At 30.6% G+C, this 17,837-nt stretch carries 14 protein-coding genes; 6 read left to right on the forward strand and 8 right to left on the reverse strand.

The window, feature by feature from the left end:
- Positions 1 to 63: 63 nt before the first annotated feature.
- Genes metK through ACZ5QM_RS03240 form a run of 3 tightly spaced genes read left to right on the forward strand, consistent with a single transcriptional unit; the run spans position 64 to position 2,769 of the window.
- Complete coding sequence (gene metK, locus ACZ5QM_RS03230) at positions 64 to 1,326, forward strand: methionine adenosyltransferase (RefSeq protein ID WP_464182612.1); 1,263 nt, start codon at positions 64 to 66, stop codon at positions 1,324 to 1,326.
- A 1-nt stretch (position 1,327) separates the two neighbouring features.
- The gene (nadC, locus tag ACZ5QM_RS03235; protein ID WP_464203002.1) at positions 1,328 to 2,185 is read left to right on the forward strand and encodes a carboxylating nicotinate-nucleotide diphosphorylase; all 858 of its coding nucleotides are present in this window, start codon (positions 1,328 to 1,330) and stop codon (positions 2,183 to 2,185) included.
- A gap of 17 nt (positions 2,186 to 2,202) precedes the next feature.
- The gene (locus ACZ5QM_RS03240) at positions 2,203 to 2,769 is read left to right on the forward strand and encodes an L-threonylcarbamoyladenylate synthase (protein WP_464182614.1); all 567 of its coding nucleotides are present in this window, start codon (positions 2,203 to 2,205) and stop codon (positions 2,767 to 2,769) included.
- A 10-nt stretch (positions 2,770 to 2,779) separates the two neighbouring features.
- On the opposite strand, the gene rsmG is transcribed toward ACZ5QM_RS03240, so the two are convergent.
- Together rsmG and ACZ5QM_RS03250 are read right to left on the reverse strand one after the other, a co-directional pair.
- Positions 2,780 to 3,409, reverse strand: a complete 630-nt coding sequence (gene rsmG / locus ACZ5QM_RS03245) for a 16S rRNA (guanine(527)-N(7))-methyltransferase RsmG (RefSeq protein ID WP_464182615.1) — start codon at positions 3,407 to 3,409, stop codon at positions 2,780 to 2,782.
- Positions 3,410 to 3,730: 321 nt separating this feature from the next.
- Positions 3,731 to 3,967 carry a hypothetical protein gene (locus tag ACZ5QM_RS03250; RefSeq protein WP_464203003.1) on the reverse strand — a complete coding sequence of 79 codons (237 nt, stop codon included), beginning with the start codon at positions 3,965 to 3,967 and terminating at the stop codon, positions 3,731 to 3,733.
- A gap of 168 nt (positions 3,968 to 4,135) precedes the next feature.
- On the opposite strand from ACZ5QM_RS03250, the gene ACZ5QM_RS03255 reads away from it, so the two are divergent.
- The 3 genes from ACZ5QM_RS03255 to pckA all read left to right on the forward strand — a co-directional run bounded on the left by ACZ5QM_RS03255 (position 4,136) and on the right by pckA (position 8,802).
- Entirely contained in the window at positions 4,136 to 5,443 is a 1,308-nt protein-coding gene (locus tag ACZ5QM_RS03255) for a UDP-glucose dehydrogenase family protein (protein ID WP_464182617.1), read from the forward strand.
- A gap of 1,027 nt (positions 5,444 to 6,470) precedes the next feature.
- Positions 6,471 to 7,079, forward strand: a complete 609-nt coding sequence (locus ACZ5QM_RS03260; protein ID WP_464182618.1) for a non-canonical purine NTP diphosphatase — start codon at positions 6,471 to 6,473, stop codon at positions 7,077 to 7,079.
- Between the two features lie 133 nt (positions 7,080 to 7,212).
- Entirely contained in the window at positions 7,213 to 8,802 is a 1,590-nt protein-coding gene (pckA, locus tag ACZ5QM_RS03265; RefSeq protein ID WP_464182620.1) for a phosphoenolpyruvate carboxykinase (ATP), read from the forward strand.
- 663 nt (positions 8,803 to 9,465) lie between these two features.
- Here the strand turns inward: pckA and ACZ5QM_RS03270 are convergent.
- The 6 genes from ACZ5QM_RS03270 to ftsH form a co-directional block, all read right to left on the reverse strand.
- Positions 9,466 to 10,992, reverse strand: a complete 1,527-nt coding sequence (locus tag ACZ5QM_RS03270; RefSeq protein WP_464182621.1) for an alpha-isopropylmalate synthase regulatory domain-containing protein — start codon at positions 10,990 to 10,992, stop codon at positions 9,466 to 9,468.
- Positions 10,982 to 11,575 carry a 3-isopropylmalate dehydratase small subunit gene (gene leuD, locus ACZ5QM_RS03275; RefSeq protein WP_464182622.1) on the reverse strand — a complete coding sequence of 198 codons (594 nt, stop codon included), beginning with the start codon at positions 11,573 to 11,575 and terminating at the stop codon, positions 10,982 to 10,984. The genes ACZ5QM_RS03270 and leuD overlap by 11 nt, the downstream gene beginning before the upstream one ends.
- A gap of 77 nt (positions 11,576 to 11,652) precedes the next feature.
- Positions 11,653 to 13,050 carry a 3-isopropylmalate dehydratase large subunit gene (gene leuC, locus ACZ5QM_RS03280; protein WP_464182624.1) on the reverse strand — a complete coding sequence of 466 codons (1,398 nt, stop codon included), beginning with the start codon at positions 13,048 to 13,050 and terminating at the stop codon, positions 11,653 to 11,655.
- Positions 13,051 to 13,066: 16 nt separating this feature from the next.
- On the reverse strand, positions 13,067 to 14,578 hold the full coding sequence (locus ACZ5QM_RS03285; protein ID WP_464182626.1) for a 2-isopropylmalate synthase: 1,512 nt from the start codon (positions 14,576 to 14,578) through the stop codon (positions 13,067 to 13,069).
- A 78-nt stretch (positions 14,579 to 14,656) separates the two neighbouring features.
- On the reverse strand, positions 14,657 to 15,469 hold the full coding sequence (locus ACZ5QM_RS03290; RefSeq protein WP_464182627.1) for a phosphatidate cytidylyltransferase: 813 nt from the start codon (positions 15,467 to 15,469) through the stop codon (positions 14,657 to 14,659).
- Entirely contained in the window at positions 15,466 to 17,466 is a 2,001-nt protein-coding gene (gene ftsH, locus ACZ5QM_RS03295; RefSeq protein WP_464182629.1) for an ATP-dependent zinc metalloprotease FtsH, read from the reverse strand. Before ftsH ends, ACZ5QM_RS03290 begins: the two co-directional genes overlap by 4 nt.
- Between the last annotated feature and the right edge of the window lie 371 nt (positions 17,467 to 17,837).

Below are 17,837 nucleotides of genomic sequence, written 5' to 3' on the forward strand. Positions count from 1 at the left end.
GGACACTATTATTAATAATAGTGATAAAGTTAATATGTTTACTTAAAATTCATTTTTTAATCAATGAGTTATTTATTTACATCTGAATCAGTATCTGAGGGTCATCCTGATAAGATAGCGGATCAAATATCTGATGCTGTATTAGATAATTTTCTTGCATATGATAGAAATTCTAAAGTAGCTTGTGAAACATTAGTAACTAGTGGACAAGTAATATTGGCAGGAGAAGTAAAGTCTGAAGTATATTTAGATATTTCTGAAATAGTTCGAAAAGTAATAGAAGATATAGGATATACGAAAAATGAGTATCATTTTGAATCAAGATCTTCTGGGATAATTAGTCTTATTCATGAACAGTCAAGTGATATTCGTAGAGGTATGGAAAGAGAAGATCCTTTTGATCAAGGTGCAGGAGATCAGGGAATAATGTTTGGTTATGCTACTAATGAAACAGCTAATTACATCCCATTGTCTTTAGATTTATCTCACCAACTCATGAAAGAATTAACAAAGATTCGTAAACAAGAACCCAATCTAATGTCTTATCTTCGTCCAGATGCTAAATCACAAGTAACTATTCGTTACCATGATAATGGTGTTCCTGAAAGTATAGATAATATTGTCATCTCTACACAGCATGATGAATTTAGTTCAGAGGGAGCTATGCAATCAAGAATTATGGAAGACGTTAGAAATATTTTGATTCCTCGTGTCAAAACAAAGTATTCTGAAAATGTACAGGCTTTGTTTAATGAAGAAGTCAAATATTATATAAACCCAACAGGGAAATTTGTTATTGGTGGGCCTCATGGTGATACAGGATTAACTGGTAGGAAGATTATCGTAGATACTTACGGAGGAAAAGGTGCTCATGGTGGCGGTGCTTTTTCTGGGAAAGACTCTTCTAAAGTAGACCGTTCAGCAGCTTATGCTGCTCGTCACATTGCTAAAAATTTAGTAGCAGCAGACGTATCAGAAGAGGTATTAGTCCAAATATCCTATGCAATAGGGATTGCCAAGCCCATGAATATTTTTATCAATACTTATGGTAAAAGTAAGGTTGATTTAACAGATAGTCAAATAGCAAAAAAGGTATTAGAAATATTTGATATGCGTCCTAAGGCAATTGAGATTCGTTTGAAACTTCGCAATCCTATTTATATAGAAACAGCTGTTTATGGGCATATGGGACGTTTATCAGAAAAAATAAGAAAAATATTTACTTCTCGATATGTAGATATTGGAAAATTCAGAGAATTGGAAGTAGAATTATTTACATGGGAAAAATTAGACTATGTAGAAAAATTAAAGCAATTATTTAAATAGTATGGAACAAAAGTTGATAAATGAGCTTATTCAATTGGCATTAGAAGAAGATATTGGAGATGGAGATCATACGACATTGTCGATTATTTCTCCTTTGTCAGAAGGAAAGCTTCAGTTACTAGTAAAAGAAGAAGGTATTTTAGCTGGTGTAGAAGCATCTAAACAGATATTTCGTATTTTTGATACAAATTTGAATATGAATATTTATATTCCAGATGGTAGAGAAGTAAAACGGAATGATTTGGTTTTTACAGTGGAAGGAAAGGTTCAATCTTTACTTCAAATTGAGCGATTAATATTAAATGTTATGCAACGAATGAGTGGGATTGCTACAATAACTCGTAAATATGTGAAAAGATTGGATGGGACAGCTGCTCGTATATTAGATACTCGTAAAACAACACCATGCATGCGGATACTTGAAAAAGAAGCTGTTCGTATTGGAGGAGGTAATAATCACCGTATGGGTCTTTTTGATATGGTATTATTGAAAGATAATCATATTGATTTTGCAGGAGGTATAAGAAATGCCATTTTTCAGGTAAGAAAATATTTAAAGAAAAAAGAAATTCAACTTCTGATTGAAATAGAGGTACGCAACTTTGATGAATTAGAAGAAGTTTTACAAACAGGAGGTATCGATCGTATTATGTTAGATAATTTTGATGTAGAAAATACTCGAAGAGCTGTTGAACGAGTGAATGGTAGGTATAAGCTTGAATCTTCTGGAAGAATTACTTATGATACAATTCGTGATTATGCAGAAACTGGTATAGATTATATTTCTGTCGGAGCATTGACTCATTCTGTAAAGAGTCTTGATATGAGTCTAAAAGCTATATGTGGTAATGAAAAATGATTCTATGATCTTTTTTTATGCAAGAAGAAATAACAAGAGCGTATAAAATTTTGAAGAAAGGAGGGATTATTCTTTATCCTACTGATACTATTTGGGGTATTGGGTGCGATGCTACTAATGTAAAAGCGGTGGAGCGAATTTACACTGTTAAAAGACGTTCCAATATAAAGTCTATGTTAATATTGTTGGATTCTTCTGTCAAATTAAATAATTATATAAAAGATTTTCCTAAAATTATTTATAAGTTGATAGATTTATCAAAGTTCAAACCATTAACAATTATTTATTCGGGAGCAAAAAATATAGCTCCTAATTTGATTGCTTCTGATGGTACTTTAGGCTTTCGTATAACAGAAGAAATTTTTTCTAAACAATTGTGTTATCAATTGAAAAAACCTTTAGTTTCTACTTCTGCTAATATTAGCGGTCAACTTACACCTACTAATTTTTCAGAAATAAGTAATGAGATTATTAAATCTGTGGATTATGTGGTAAATTACAGAAGAAATGAAATCCAATCAGCAAAGCCATCTAGTATTATTCAAGTTGTGAAAAAGGGTTTGATAAAGGTGATACGGAAATGAGAATTATGAGTTATAAAGGTAAATAAATTACTTTTTTTGTCTTGAAGAATTCTTCTTGAAAGAAGTTATTCAATTCATATTCTATTATTCTATTTTTTAGTAGTTTTAATTCGTCTTGTAAGTCACCACCTTTTAAGCAAAAAAGACCATTGGAGAAAACATTTTGTTGTTTTTTTTTGATATTCTTCTGTATAATTTTTACCAATCTTGACAAAGGCATTGTTGCACGGCTGACAACAAAATCAAATTGATCCTTTTCGTATTCTGCCCGTATACATTTGCCTTCTGCGTTTTTTAAGTCAAGCTCATTAATAATATTTTTTACCGCTTTTATTTTTTTTCCTGTACTATCTAAAAGAAGAAATCGAACGTTTGGAAACAAAATAGCCAATGGTATCCCTGGGAATCCACCTCCCGTTCCAACATCTAATACCGTAGAGTGATCACAAAAAGATATTATCTGAGCAATACCTAAAGAATACAGTACGTGTCTTTCATATAAATTTTTTATATCTTTTCGAGAAATAAGGTTAACTTTTCTGTTCCAATCTGTATATAAATTATACAAATCAGTAAACTGTGTTCTTTGTTTGTAAATGATATGTGGAAAATATTTTGTTAACTTGTTTTCAAAATTCACTGATTTACTAAAATATTAATAAAAAACCTTACTAATTCCAATGGAAGTTTATTGCTTATCTTTATAAAGAATCATAACCTGATTGAAGATAAGATTACAATTCCTGAGATTGTTTTGTCTTAATTTAAGACAAAATATTTTGCGGATACTCTATTATTGTTAACTCTCTATTATGTTTAAAAGGAGAAGTCAACTTTTTCAAAGTTAGATTTCAATCTATTCGCTATAAACACTAGCCGACTAAATTTTAATAAAAACGATTTGAAATAAAAAATATAGGAAGAAAATAAAAAAAATCCTCCTATATTTTTTCTGAACAAATTACTTCGAAGATCTTGATTCTTGGTTTGTTTGATCTGCCTGATCTGTTTGATCTGATTGGTTTGTTTGATCTGATTGGTTTGTTTGATCTGATTGGTTTGTTTGATCTGATTGGTTTGTTTGATCTACTTGATTTGTTTGATCTTGATCTGCCTGATCTGTTTGATCTGATTGGTTTTTACAAGAACCAAAACAAACAATAGAAAAAAAGGCTGCACATAATACTAACTTTTTCATTTTGTAATGATTATAAAGATTAAAACTATATTTGATTTCCCTCACGGAAATTACATTTGTTACAAATGTAAAGCATTTTTTTATATACGTTATAATATTTATTAAATATTTTTATATATATAAATTTATTTATATGTATATATTAATATTTTAGAAGCTTTTTCCAAGATGAATATTATGATCGTAGGAACAGGATATGTAGGATTAATAACTGGGACTTGTTTTTCAGAAATGGGAATCTATGTTACTTGTGTAGATATTGATGAAAATAAAATAAAAAAACTCAATAGCGGTATTATTCCTATTTATGAACCTAATTTAGAAAGATTAGTTAGAAAAAATTACAAAGCAAAACGTTTGTGTTTTAAAATTGATTTAAAAAATTCTCTAAAAGAGATAGAAATAATTTTTATTTCTGTAGGAACTCCATTAAATGAAGATGGAAATGTTGATTTGAACTGTGTATTAAAAGCAGCTCATACTATTGGAAAAAATATAGAACATTATGTTTTAGTAGTTATTAAAAGTACTGTGCCAGTTGGAACTTCTCAAAAGATTAAAACTGTTATAAAAGAAGAGTTAGATAAAAGAGGAATAAATATTCCTTTTGATTTGGCATCTAATCCTGAATTCTTGAAGGAGGGAACAGCTATAAAAGATTTTATGAGTCCAGACAGAGTAGTAGTAGGAGTAGAAACTGAAAAGGCGAAGAAAATAATGGACAAGCTATATAAACCATTTATATTGAATCGTTATAGAATAATTTATACAGATATCATTTCGGCAGAAATGATTAAATATGCAGCTAATGCAATGTTGGCAACACGTATTTCTTTTATGAATGATATTGCTAACCTTTGCAGTTTGGTTGGTGCTGATATAAATATGGTTCGTAATGGTATTGGTTCTGATTCTCGTATTGGTAATAAATTTTTGTACGCTGGTTGTGGATATGGAGGAAGTTGTTTTCCAAAAGATGTAAAAACTTTAATTCAAATAGGGCTTCAAAATGATTACACTATGCAAGTATTACAAGCTGTAGAGACTGTTAATAACAAACAAAAAACAATACTTTTTGATAAACTTTTGTACATTTTTGAAAATAACTTAAAAGGGAAAATTATTGCTTTTTGGGGTCTAACTTTTAAGCCGGATACTGACGATATGCGTGAATCGCCTGTTTTAGTAATGATTGATTTATTACTAAAAGCGGGAGCAATATTAAAAGTATATGATCCTGTAGCAGTAGTAGAAGCTAGAAGACGGTTTGGTAACAAGCTAAACTATTACAAGAATATGTACGATGCTACTAAAGATGCAAATGCTTTACTTTTGTTAACAGAATGGAAAGAATTTTACTTTCCTTCGTGGAAATTATTAAAAGAAACTATGTACCAGCCAATTGTTCTTGATGGAAGAAATATTTATGACAAAAAAGAAATGCAATTGAATGGTTTTATCTATATTCACATATAAAAATAATTTAAAACAAATGAAGAATATTTTTCATTGAAGGCTGTTATTTTTTGCAGATAACTTTTTTTTGATGGAAATGCTAAGATTTATAAATAATAATTGTACATGGGGCGGCTATATTTTTTATGAAATTACAGTTAGAAATGTTATAAGTTTATGGTTTTAGTGAGCTGTTTCCTATTCGTCGATTGGAGAGTTATTTAGTTATTGTAAAATTTCACTTGTGTATTGCTTTTTCAATTTTAGTAATGCTCTCATTGTTTATCTATTTCTATGTGATAAAAATTAAGGCTTGTATTAAATAAACTTAGAATGGGTAATTGGTATGGAATATTATAGTGCTTGGGTATAATGCACCTACAGTTTCACTTTGAGATTAGTTTTTGAAGATTTAAGTAAAATGGTATATTTTCTAAGTAAAGTAGAGATGGTTTGTGTTTAAATTAGTATATAGATGTTTTTGAAATTAACTGTGTGATAGGATATTTTTTAATGTAAATCGGTAAGAGTTTGCAAAGAAGAGCTTCTGTATTATCAATGGGTAAGAAATAGTTACCCAATATTTTCTAATCATCGGCTTAGCATGTTACTTTATCTAAGTATGAAGAGTATAAAATTAGTTAGGATAATATAGATTTGTTTAATTCAAATTATATTGAATGCAAAATTTGTATTTTTCTGTAAAAATTGAAAATTTATATGTAGTAGATAGTTTGCTAGTATCTTTTCAAGATCAAGTTTGTATTCCTTTGCAGTTCAGGAATAATCCAAGTAGTCGAACATTGCATTAAAGTTAAAGGAAAGATAAAGAATTATTTAATTAATGACTGTCATTGTTTCTGTAAGAACAAGATTTGATGAAGTAATATTATTTTTTGTTTTGCCAAAAGAAAAAACCGGTAGGAAAATTTTTAAAAAAAACAAGGTGATTTAGTAATAAAAATCCAATTCCTACTCTGTAGATTTGTTTATTTTTTGTATCTGAGTTGAAAAAAAAGTTTTGACAAATGCACAGAACCCTTGTATAATGACAAATAAAAAGCTAATTATTGCCACGAACAATTTGCACAAATTACAAGAAATCAAGGATATTTTAGGTGAAAATTTTAAACTTTTTTCATTACAAGATATTGCTTGCTTTGAAGATATTCCAGAAACTGCATCTTCTTTGAAAGAAAATGCTTTTTTAAAAGCACAGTATGTCTATCAAAAATATGGTGTGGATTGCTTTGCCGATGATACAGGGTTGGAAGTATATGCTTTAAATAAAGCACCTGGTGTTTATTCCGCTCGTTATGCTGGAAAAATAAAAAATTCAGAGGCAAATATACAAAAAGTGTTGAAGAAATTAGAGAAGGTAAATGATTATTCAGCTCAGTTTAGAACAGTAATTGCATTAATTTTTCAGGGAAGAAAATATTTTTTTGAAGGTCTTGTAAAAGGGATACTTACAAAGGAGAAAAGAGGAATAGCAGGTTTTGGTTATGACTCTGTATTTATTCCTCAGGGATATACTCAAACATTTGCTGAATTAGGTGAAAAAATAAAAAATACTATTAGTCATAGAGCAGAAGCCATAAATAAGTTAAAAAAATTTTTAACTAAAAAACAATCCGATTCTTCTTTAGTTTTGTGATTAAAATTATTTGATTGCAATTTGTTTGCTTTTTTTTTAAAAAAAAAATATTTTTGTATGTTTTTAGATATATTTATTGACACAAAGAGATAATCGATTAATCTAATTAAATGAAATAACTAAATTATTTTTGATGGCTAAAATAGATTTAAGTAAATATGGTATTAGCAGTGATATTACTGTTGTTTATAATCCTTCCTATGAAGAACTTTATAAAGCTGAAACAAATCCTGAAAACAAGGGATTTGAAAAGGGTGTTGTAACTAATACAGGTGCAGTATCGGTAGACACTGGTAAATTCACTGGAAGATCTCCTAAGGATCGTTATATCGTAAAGGATACAACAACTGAAAATACAATTTGGTGGGATAATAATATTAACAAACCAATTTCGCAAGCCGTTTGGGGCAATTTGAGAGATTTAACTATAAGACAGCTTAATACAGCAAAAGAACTGTATGTAGTAGATACTTTTTGTGGAACGAATAAAAATACTCGTATGAAAGTACGTTTTATTGTTGAGGTTGCTTGGCAAGCACATTTTGTGAAGAATATGTTTATTCGTCCTTCACATTATGAATTGGAGCAGTATGGGGAACCTGATTTTGTAGTTTTTAACGGTTCTAAAAAAAGTAATCAGAAATGGAAAGAGCAAGGGTTGAATTCTGATATATATATATTGTTTAACCTAACAGAAAAAGAGCAAATTATTGGTGGTACTTGGTACGGTGGAGAAATGAAGAAAGGTATGTTTTCTATGCAAAATTATTATTTGCCATTGAGGGGAATCGCGTCTATGCATTGCTCAGCGAATGTAGGTGAAAAGGGTGACGTTGCTGTATTTTTTGGCTTATCTGGAACAGGAAAAACCACTCTTAGTGCTGATCCGAAGCGTTATTTGATTGGAGACGATGAACATGGTTGGGATGATAATGGTATATTTAATTATGAAGGTGGTTGTTATGCGAAAGTGATAGATTTAAATCAAAAAAATGAACCAGATATTTGGGAGGCTATTCGTCGTGATGCTTTGCTAGAAAACGTGACTGTAAAAACTAATGGGACTCCTGACTATTCTAAAGAGGTCTCAAAAACGGAAAATACGCGTGTTTCATATCCGATCTATCATATTAACAAAATAGTACTTCCTTCAAATGCTGGACATGCAAGAAAAATTGTTTATTTATCTGCTGATGCTTTTGGTGTACTTCCTCCAGTTTCAATATTGGATGAAAAATCTGCTCAATATCATTTTCTTTGTGGCTATACATCTAAATTGGCTGGAACGGAACGTGGTATTACTGAGCCAGTTCCTTCTTTTTCTCCTGCTTTTGGTGAAGCTTTTCTTACTTTACATCCTACTCAATATGCAAGTGTGTTGTCTAAGAAAATGAAAGAGCATAATGCCACGGCATATTTGGTGAATACTGGTTGGAATGGTACAAATAAACGTATTTCTATTAAAGACACGCGCTCTATTATAGATGCTATTATTGACGGATCTATTGAAAAAGAAGAAAAGGTACATATTCCTATTCTTAATCTATATGTTCCAAAACTACTAAAAGGTGTCTCTGAAGGTATTCTTGACCCCCGTGATACATATACTAATCAAGAAGAGTGGAAGATAAAGGCAAAATCACTTGCTTTGAAATATATTAAGAATTTTGAACAATATTTGCCAGAAGGAAAAGATTTAGTCTTGGCAGGGCCTCAATTATAAATTTTAAGTATAAAATTTATAATAAATAATGGAAATTTGCTGCGCTTATTTGATTTTTTGTTTTTAGACATGTGTTAATAATTCAGAATTTAGTTTTTAAAACTAAGATATTAATAATAATAATGAGATAAATATTGGAAAGTTTATGAGGAATAGCACGATATAGATAAGAATGCAACATAATATAGAGAATTATTCTTTCAATGAATTTTAGAGCTTTAATAGTTTTCTTTTTCTCTCTCTAAAATGGAATTGTGAATTACAGAAAAAAAACATTAAAAAATAAATTTCTGTTATTGTATAGGTGTTGTGTTCATTTCTCGAGCTTATATGTAATTGAATTCTGAATCAGAGAATTACATTGGTAAAATTGGGTATATGCGACACATTCTCTGCAAGCGTTTAGATGAGCTCAGTAAAAAAATATCTTATTTTAGGTTTTAATTTAGGAATTTTTTATTCCTAAAAATAAATAAATAAGGGTTAAAAATTATGTTTTTAGTATTTATAGGGAGCTAAATTTTGAAGTTAATATAGCTTTTGAATGAAATTGACACAGGAGGCTAGCGTTATTAATCTTTAAGTTATAGTTCTAATCTGTGTTCTATATAGTAAATTTGGATGGGTTAAAAGCAAAATGAATTTAATTATTGTGTTGGATACTTATTCATTATATTTCCACATACTTTCTATTCTGTTTAACATTCGGATGGTTGCTTTGATAGCAGATTTTGTTTGGTCTACATCTAACCCATGTGTTTTAAAATCTTTATCGTTGAAATTCCAAACAATAGTTGTTTGGACTAAGGCATCAGTGCGTCCTCCTGGAGGAATAGATACATTATAGTCTTTTAAAATTGGTGTTGGTTTATTTAATTGGGTATAAATTTTCCAAAGTGTTTTAGAAAAAGCATGATACTGCCCATCACCTGCTGCTGTTTCTTCATATTCTTTTCCATTAATTTCAATTCTTACAGTAGCAATTGGTCTCAGACCATGTGTTAAAGACAATGAATAATTAACAATTCGTATTTTTTCGGTATTTCCAGAATTAAGAATATCTGAGATAATATAAGGTAAGTCATCCTGAGTAACGATTTCTTTTTTATCTCCAAGTTCTACAATTCGTTCAGTTAATTTTTTCATAGACTCTTCTTCTAATTCAATACCTACTTCTTCTAGATTTTTTTTAATATTGGATTTTCCAGAAGTTTTACCAAGAGCATATTCTCTTAATCGTCCAAAACGCTCTGGTAATAGATCATTGCAATAGAGATTACTTTTACTATCACCGTCCACATGAATTCCAGCACATTGAGTGAAAACACTATCTCCAATTATCGGCTTATTATTTGGGATTCGAATACCTGAATAGGATTCTACTATACGACTTGACCAGTTTAAATGTTCTTCTGCAATATTAGTTTTTATTTTCAATTGATCATGGAGAATAGCAATAACGCTTGCTAATGGAGCATTGCCTGCTCTTTCTCCCAAACCATTAATAGTGGAGTGAATTCCTGTAATTCCAGCATTAACAGCAGCAAGAACGTTCCCTACTGCTAAATCGTAATCGTTGTGTGCATGAAAATCCAACTGAATATCAGAGTATTTTTCTCGAATTTTTTTACAAAATATGTTAGTATTAAATGGATTGAGAATTCCTAATGTATCTGGAAGCATGAAATGTTTGATATTTGTATTTTTTAAGTTATCCATCAAAAAGAAAACATAATCCTGATCATCCAACATTCCATTTGACCAATCTTCTAAATAAATATTAATAGTAATATCCATTTTTTTCGCATTTTTCAATACTTCTTTGATATCAGCAAGATGCTGTTCAGGCGTTTTTTTGAGTTGTTTAGTACAATGTTTGAGCGAACCCTTGCACAGTAAATTCATTACTTTGCACCCAGCATTTTTTACCCAATTCAAAGAAATTTTGTTATCTACAAAACCTAATACTTCTATACGGTCAATATAATTGTTGGAGATAGCCCAATGAGCAATTCGCTTTACAGTTTCATATTCCCCTTCTGATACTTTTGCTGAAGCAATTTCTATGCGATCAATGTTTAAATCCACCAACAAAATACGAGCAATATGCAACTTCTCACTACTAGAAAAAGAGACACCACAAGTTTGTTCTCCGTCGCGTAAAGTTGTATCTAATATTTCAATATTCACAGTTAACTTCGTATTCTTCTATTTTATCTTTTTTTTTCAGCAAATAATCAATATCATCAAGTCCGTTTAAAAAACATTCTTTTTTATAAGTGTTAATCTCAAATTTTTCCGATTTTTTAGTAGTATTATTGATAATTGTTTGATTTTCAAGATTTATAGTTAATGTTGTTTTTGGATCTTTATTAACTTTTTCAAATATTTGAAAAAGAAAAATCTCTGAAACAACTATTGGAAGGACAAAATTGTTCATTGCATTATTTTTGAAGATATCTGCAAAAAAACTGGAAACTACCACTTTGAATCCATAGTCTGCAATTGCCCATGCTGCATGTTCTCTACTAGATCCACTACCAAAATTTTTCCCAGCTACTAATATTTTACTTTCACTATAAATAGAATCATTCAATACAAAAGACGATATCAGATTATTATTTTTATCATAACGCCAGTCTCGAAAAAGATTGTTGCCAAACCCTTCTTTAGAAGTAGCTTTTAGGAAACGTGCTGGGATAATTTGGTCAGTATCAATATTCTGTATTGGTAAAGGTACAACCGTACTTGTTAATATTACAAATTTTTCCATGTGATAGTTTTATATTCTTTATATAATTATTAATAATATATAAATTAAATTTTCTTGAGATATTTTAAATTGTTTTATTAGAAAATTGTTCTTGGATCTGTTATTTTCCCTGTTATAGATGAAGCAGCAGCAACTAATACTCCTGATAAAATCGTTCTTGCTCCTGGTCCTTGCCTACCTTCAAAATTACGATTGGAAGTGGATACAGCATATTTACCTGCAGGAATTTTGTCTTCATTCATAGATAAACATGCAGAACAACTTGGCTGACGAATTTCGAATCCGGCATCTTTTAAAATCTTATCTAATCCTTCTTTTTTAATTTGTTTATCTACTTTTTGTGAACCTGGGACAAGCCATGCAGTGATATTATCTGCTTTTTTTCTCCCTTTTACGAAATTAGAGAATGCTCTGAAATCTTCTATTCGTCCATTAGTACAACTTCCTAAAAAAATATAATCAATAGACTTTCCTATGATTTTTTCTCCAGGATTAAAATTCATATATTTCAACGATTTTAAAAAAGAGGTTCGACTTGTTTCTCCTATATTTTCTACTGAAGGAATAGTATCATTAATACCTATACTCATTCCAGGATTTGTTCCATAAGTCACCATAGGTTCAATGTTATCTGCATCAAAAATAACTTCTTTATCAAAAAAGGCATCCTTATCACTCCTTAGTGTTTGCCAATAAGCTAGAGATTTATCCCAATCTCTCCTTTTTGGAGCGTATTCACAGTTTTTAATATACTCATATGTTATTTCATCTGGGGCAATTATTCCTCCTCTTGCTCCCATCTCTATGGAAAGATTGCACAATGTCAAACGGCTCTCCATAGAGAGACTTTCAATCGTTTCTCCAGCATATTCTATGAAATATCCAGTTGCACCTCCAGTAGTAATCTGAGAAATAATATATAGTGCTATATCCTTAGCGCTAACACTTGATTTTAGCTTCCCTTTTACTGTAATTCGCATAGTTTTTGGAGGAATTTGAAAAACACATTGTGTAGCCAAAACCATTTCTACCTCACTTGTTCCGATACCAAAAGCTACTGCTCCCAAGGCTCCATGTGTAGAAGTATGAGAATCACCACATACTATCGTCATTCCTGGTAGAGAAAGTCCTATTTCAGGTCCAACTACATGTACAATACCATTGAAAGCATGTCCTATTGGATAATAATTAACTCCAAATTCCCTAGCATTTTTTTCTAAAGTATATATTTGTTTTCTTGAAATAGAGTCTTGAATAGGTAGATTTTGATTTTGAGTTGGAACATTGTGGTCAGGTATACAAGTAATTTGTTTTGGACGAAAAACTTTCAATCCTCTCTTTCGCAATCCTTCGAATGCTTGTGGGCTAGTTACCTCATGACAATACATGCGATCTACGTATAATTGTGTAGGACCATTCTCTACAGTAATTACAACATGTTTATTCCAAATTTTTTCAAATAGAGTTTGTCCCATAAAGGCAATTTTTTTATTATTCTACAAATTTATTTATCGCATCTATAAATGCTTCTACTGAAGCGGCAACAATATCAGTATTGGCTGCAAAACCGTAATAATTGATATCATTATGCTTTACTTGCATATGAACTTTACCTATATCGTTACTACCTTTGTTTATAGCTTGAATTAGAAATTCATGGATAACTACTTGTCTGTGAACAATCTGTTTTATTGCTTTAATAGCTGCATCTATAGGTCCATTTCCTGAAGAGGCAGCTTCAAATTTTTCGTCTGCAATATTTAAACAAACAGAAGCTACCGGTAAAATTCCTATTCCAGAAGTAACTTGCAAATATTCTAGTTTTATACGATTAGATTTGGTTCGGTCTTTGCCAGTAAGTATTAATAAATCATCATCATTAATATCTTTTTTCTGGTCAGCTAACTTGAGAAATTCTTCATAAATATTATCTAGTTTTTTTTGAGAAAATTTAATTCCTAAAATATTTAATCGGTGTTTTAAAGCAGCACGACCACTCCTAGCGGTTAAAGCAATAGTATTATCGTTAATTCCTACATCTTTTGGATCCATGATTTCGTAATTTTCCCGATTTTTTAATATACCATCTTGATGAATTCCTGAAGAATGAGCAAAAGCATTTCTTCCGACAATAGCTTTATTAGGTTGAACCGGCATATTCATCAAATTAGAAATTGTACGACTAATAGGACAAATATGTTTGGTATTGATATTAGTTTTGACATTCAATTCTTTGTGACTCTTAATGATCATTACTATTTCTTCTAAAGAGGTATTCCCAGCTCTTTCTCCTACACCATTAATAGTCACTTCTACTTGTCTCGCTCCATTTATAATTCCAGAAACAGTATTAGCTGTTGCCATACCTAAATCATTGTGACAATGAGTAGAGAGAACAGCATTCTGAATGCCTTTTACATTTTCCATAAGGAATTTAATTTTTGCTCCATATTCTGCTGGAAGACAATATCCTGTAGTATCGGGAATATTTACTACTGTTGCTCCGGCTTTTATAACACTTTCTACTACTTTTGCTAAATAAACATTATCTGTTCTCCCTGCATCTTCACAATAAAATTCAATATCTTCGACGTATTTTTTAGCATATTTTACAGCTTTTATTGCCCTTTTTATAATCTCATCTTGTGTTGAATTGAATTTATATTTAATGTGATAGTAAGACGTACCTATTCCAGTGTGAATTCTTTTTCTTTTAGCATATTGGAGTGATTCGGCAGCTATATCGATGTCTTTTTCCACTGCACGAGTTAATGCACATATTGTAGTCAACGTTACAGATTTAGAAATTTCTACTACTGAATTAAAATCTCCTGGACTAGAAATAGGAAACCCTGCCTCAATAACATCTACGCCAAGATTTTCTAAGGATTGTGCAACTTGGATTTTTTCAATAGTACTCAATTGACACCCAGGTACTTGCTCACCGTCTCGTAGAGTAGTATCAAAAACGAACACTCTATCTTTTTCATTCTGTTTCGTCATTATTCAATAATCGTTTTAGGACAAAGATACAAATATTTTTCAAAATGATGATTTTAGTTGCTTTTGTATAAGCAAGAGTTATTGCATGAACCATTTCACATAAAAAAGTAGAGCATATGTAGCAAAAAGTAAACTATCGAAACGATCGAGAAATCCTCCGTGCCCAGGGATAGTAAATCCTGAATCTTTTATTCTCCATGTACGTTTTATAAGAGATTCTATTAAATCACCTAATGTGCTAAATGCTGTTACGGCAATAGCCATTCCTATCCAATTATAAAGAGATATTTTTGAAAAAAAACGGGCAAATATAAAGGAAGAAATAAGAGTAAGAATAAATCCGCCAAAAAATCCTTCCCACGATTTTTTAGGAGAAATGTGTTTTAATAATTGGTGCTTTCCAAAGTTAGTTCCTACGATATAAGCAGCGGAGTCGTTTATCCAAATAAATACAAATAAAGCTAACAGTAATTTGTAGGAGTAAATGTTTTTTTCAAAAGCTATAGCATTTAGTAATGATAAGGGAAGTGCTACATAGTATTGTCCAAACAAAATAAATGTTATATGAGTAATAGGGTTTTTGTATTTATCGTATAATCCTAGGGTAAATATAGTTACAATGTAGAGCAAATAAAATAGAAAAATATTAAGATGAGGAAAGATACCCGAAGTATATAAATAAGTGATAACAAACAGCAATACACCTCCTAAACAATGTAAATAATGAATGACAGTTTTTTGTTTAATATTAACTAGTCTGTAAAATTCATGCAAACAAAGAAAAGTTATCATAGAAAATACAATGAGAAATGTATAACAATGCAAGATGCCTAATATTATAAAAAAAACATATATAAGACTGGAAAAAGCTCTTATTAAGAAATTTTTCATTCAAAAACTTTTTGTTTATCCTCTTGATTATTTTGTTGATTCGGATAGTTTTGCTGTTCCAATATTTCTTGAGATCGAGATAACCATTTGCGTTTCCCAAATATTTGTTCTAAATCATCAGCATAAACTACTTCTCGTTCCAGTAGAATATCTGTTAATTGTTGATGTTGCTTATTATACTCTGTAAGAATTATTTTTGCTCTATTGTATTGTTCTTCCACTATTCGTTGTACTTCTTTATCTATTAGATAGGCTGTTTCGTCACTATAAGGTTTGTAAAATCCCCAATCTTGGCCTGTAGCGTCATAGTAATTTACATTTGGTAGATATTTACTCATCCCATAGTAAACAACCATAGCGTATGCTTGCTTTGTTATTCGTTCTAAATCATTAGCAGCACCAGTAGAAATTTTTTTTAAAAATAATTCTTCAGCAGCTCTTCCACCTAAAGTGGCACATAATTCGTCTTGTAACTGTTGGCAAGTAGTGATTTTTCGCTCTTCTGGTACGTACCAAGCTGCCCCTAAAGTTTTTCCTCGAGGGACAATGGTCACTTTTACCAGAGGATTGGTATACTCTAACATCCAGCTTAAAGTAGCATGACCTGCCTCATGTAAAGCTATGGTTTGACGCTCTCCTGTAGTTGTTATTTTTGATTTTTTTTCCAACCCTCCAACAATGCGATCTATAGCATTTGTAAAATCTTCTTTTTGAACAAATTCTTTTCCATTACGAGCTGCTATTAAAGCAGCTTCATTGCAAACATTTGCAATATCTGCTCCTGAAAATCCTGGCGACTGACGAGCCAGAAAATCCATATTTACAGAATTGTCTGTTTTAATATCTCGTAAATGAACTACAAAAATTTCTTTTCGATCATTTAGTTCTGGTAAATCTACGTTGATTTGCCTATCAAAACGACCGGCACGCAATAATGCTTTATCTAAAATGTCTACACGATTCGTAGCTGCTAAAATAATTACACCACTATTTGAACCGAAGCCATCCATTTCAGTTAGTAACTGATTCAATGTGTTTTCTCTTTCATCATTAGCTCCTATATTTGGATTTCTTCCACGTTCTCTTCCAACAGCATCTATTTCATCAATAAAAATAATGCATGGTGCTTTTTCTTTAGCTTGACGAAATAAATCTCGAACACGAGAAGCCCCTACTCCTACAAACATTTCTACAAAATCAGAACCTGACATGGAAAAAAATGGAACATCAGCTTCTCCTGCCACGGCTTTTGCTAAAAGCGTTTTTCCTGTTCCTGGAAGACCAACTAATAAAACTCCTTTCGGAATTTTTGCTCCTAACCCTGTATACTTATTAGAATTTTTTAAAAAATCAACAATTTCTTCTACTTCTTGTTTAGCTTCTGACAATCCGGCTACATCTTTGAATGTGATTTTTTTAGAATCGGATGAACTTTTATCATATACTTGTGCCTTGTTTTTACCTACATTAAATATTCCTCCTCCCCCTCCTCCAGACATCCTCCTCATAATGAATATCCAAATACAAGCGAAGAAAAGAATTGGTAAAAGATTTCCAAATAGATACCATAATAAATTATGCCCCTCGTCATATTCTACTGTAGCATCTATATTACTTTGGGAGACTGCTTCTTTGTAAAAGCTTGCAAACTCTGTAGAAGGGACTGTTGTAGAAACAGTCCCTTCTATTTTTTTTCCTATGAATGGATATGAATGAGGAAAAGTATTTATGTCTGAAATATCTAAAGCTTTCTCCTTTTTAATTTTAGCTGTTACTTTATTATCATGCAGATTGACTACCATTTTACTGAAAAAATTTTTCCGAGCAAGCTGTTGAAATTCAGTCCAATTAACATCTTTATTATTTACTGTACTACGGTTGAAAAAGAAAATGTAAGCAAATACAGCTAGTATTAAAAAAAATACCCAGTTGATTCCAAATTTGATAGGCTTTCTATTACCCGAAAATATATTTCTATTGTTTTTTTTCTTATTCATAGTATGTCTTAATTTCTATTAAGTCAACATTATTCAATAAATTTTCTATAATTTGTAACATGCTTTAAAAGTGATAAACGCAATTTTATTCTGTGGCTTATTGTTATTTCATTTTTTATTGAATTTTTGTAGTTTAGTGATTTTTCAAAAAAGCTACAAACTGAGCCCAATACAGAATTATATAATTCCAATATGACTATTTAATTGAGCATGTCCTTCTTGTACTATAGTTAAGGAAGTATTTATAAATAAGATTTTCAAATTTTATTTTTTAATGTTTCTATCATAAATACGTTCACTGACAAAACTCTCTTTTTCACTTATTTACATACTCGAGTAGAACCCAACAAAAATAATACTTTTTTTGTATA

The organism is Azobacteroides sp. (SeqCode), from assembly GCF_055395615.1.

Coding starts and splice junctions, on each gene's coding strand:
- nadC (WP_464203002.1), top strand. CDS start 1,328: ATGGAACAAAAGTTGATAAATGAGCTTATTCAATTGGCATTAGAAGAA.
- leuD (WP_464182622.1), bottom strand. CDS start 11,575: ATGGAAAAATTTGTAATATTAACAAGTACGGTTGTACCTTTACCAATA.
- metK (WP_464182612.1), top strand. CDS start 64: ATGAGTTATTTATTTACATCTGAATCAGTATCTGAGGGTCATCCTGAT.
- ACZ5QM_RS03285 (WP_464182626.1), bottom strand. CDS start 14,578: ATGACGAAACAGAATGAAAAAGATAGAGTGTTCGTTTTTGATACTACT.
- ACZ5QM_RS03255 (WP_464182617.1), top strand. CDS start 4,136: ATGAATATTATGATCGTAGGAACAGGATATGTAGGATTAATAACTGGG.
- ACZ5QM_RS03290 (WP_464182627.1), bottom strand. CDS start 15,469: ATGAAAAATTTCTTAATAAGAGCTTTTTCCAGTCTTATATATGTTTTT.
- ACZ5QM_RS03260 (WP_464182618.1), top strand. CDS start 6,471: ATGACAAATAAAAAGCTAATTATTGCCACGAACAATTTGCACAAATTA.
- leuC (WP_464182624.1), bottom strand. CDS start 13,050: ATGGGACAAACTCTATTTGAAAAAATTTGGAATAAACATGTTGTAATT.
- ftsH (WP_464182629.1), bottom strand. CDS start 17,466: ATGAATAAGAAAAAAAACAATAGAAATATATTTTCGGGTAATAGAAAG.
- ACZ5QM_RS03250 (WP_464203003.1), bottom strand. CDS start 3,967: ATGAAAAAGTTAGTATTATGTGCAGCCTTTTTTTCTATTGTTTGTTTT.
- pckA (WP_464182620.1), top strand. CDS start 7,213: ATGGCTAAAATAGATTTAAGTAAATATGGTATTAGCAGTGATATTACT.
- ACZ5QM_RS03240 (WP_464182614.1), top strand. CDS start 2,203: ATGCAAGAAGAAATAACAAGAGCGTATAAAATTTTGAAGAAAGGAGGG.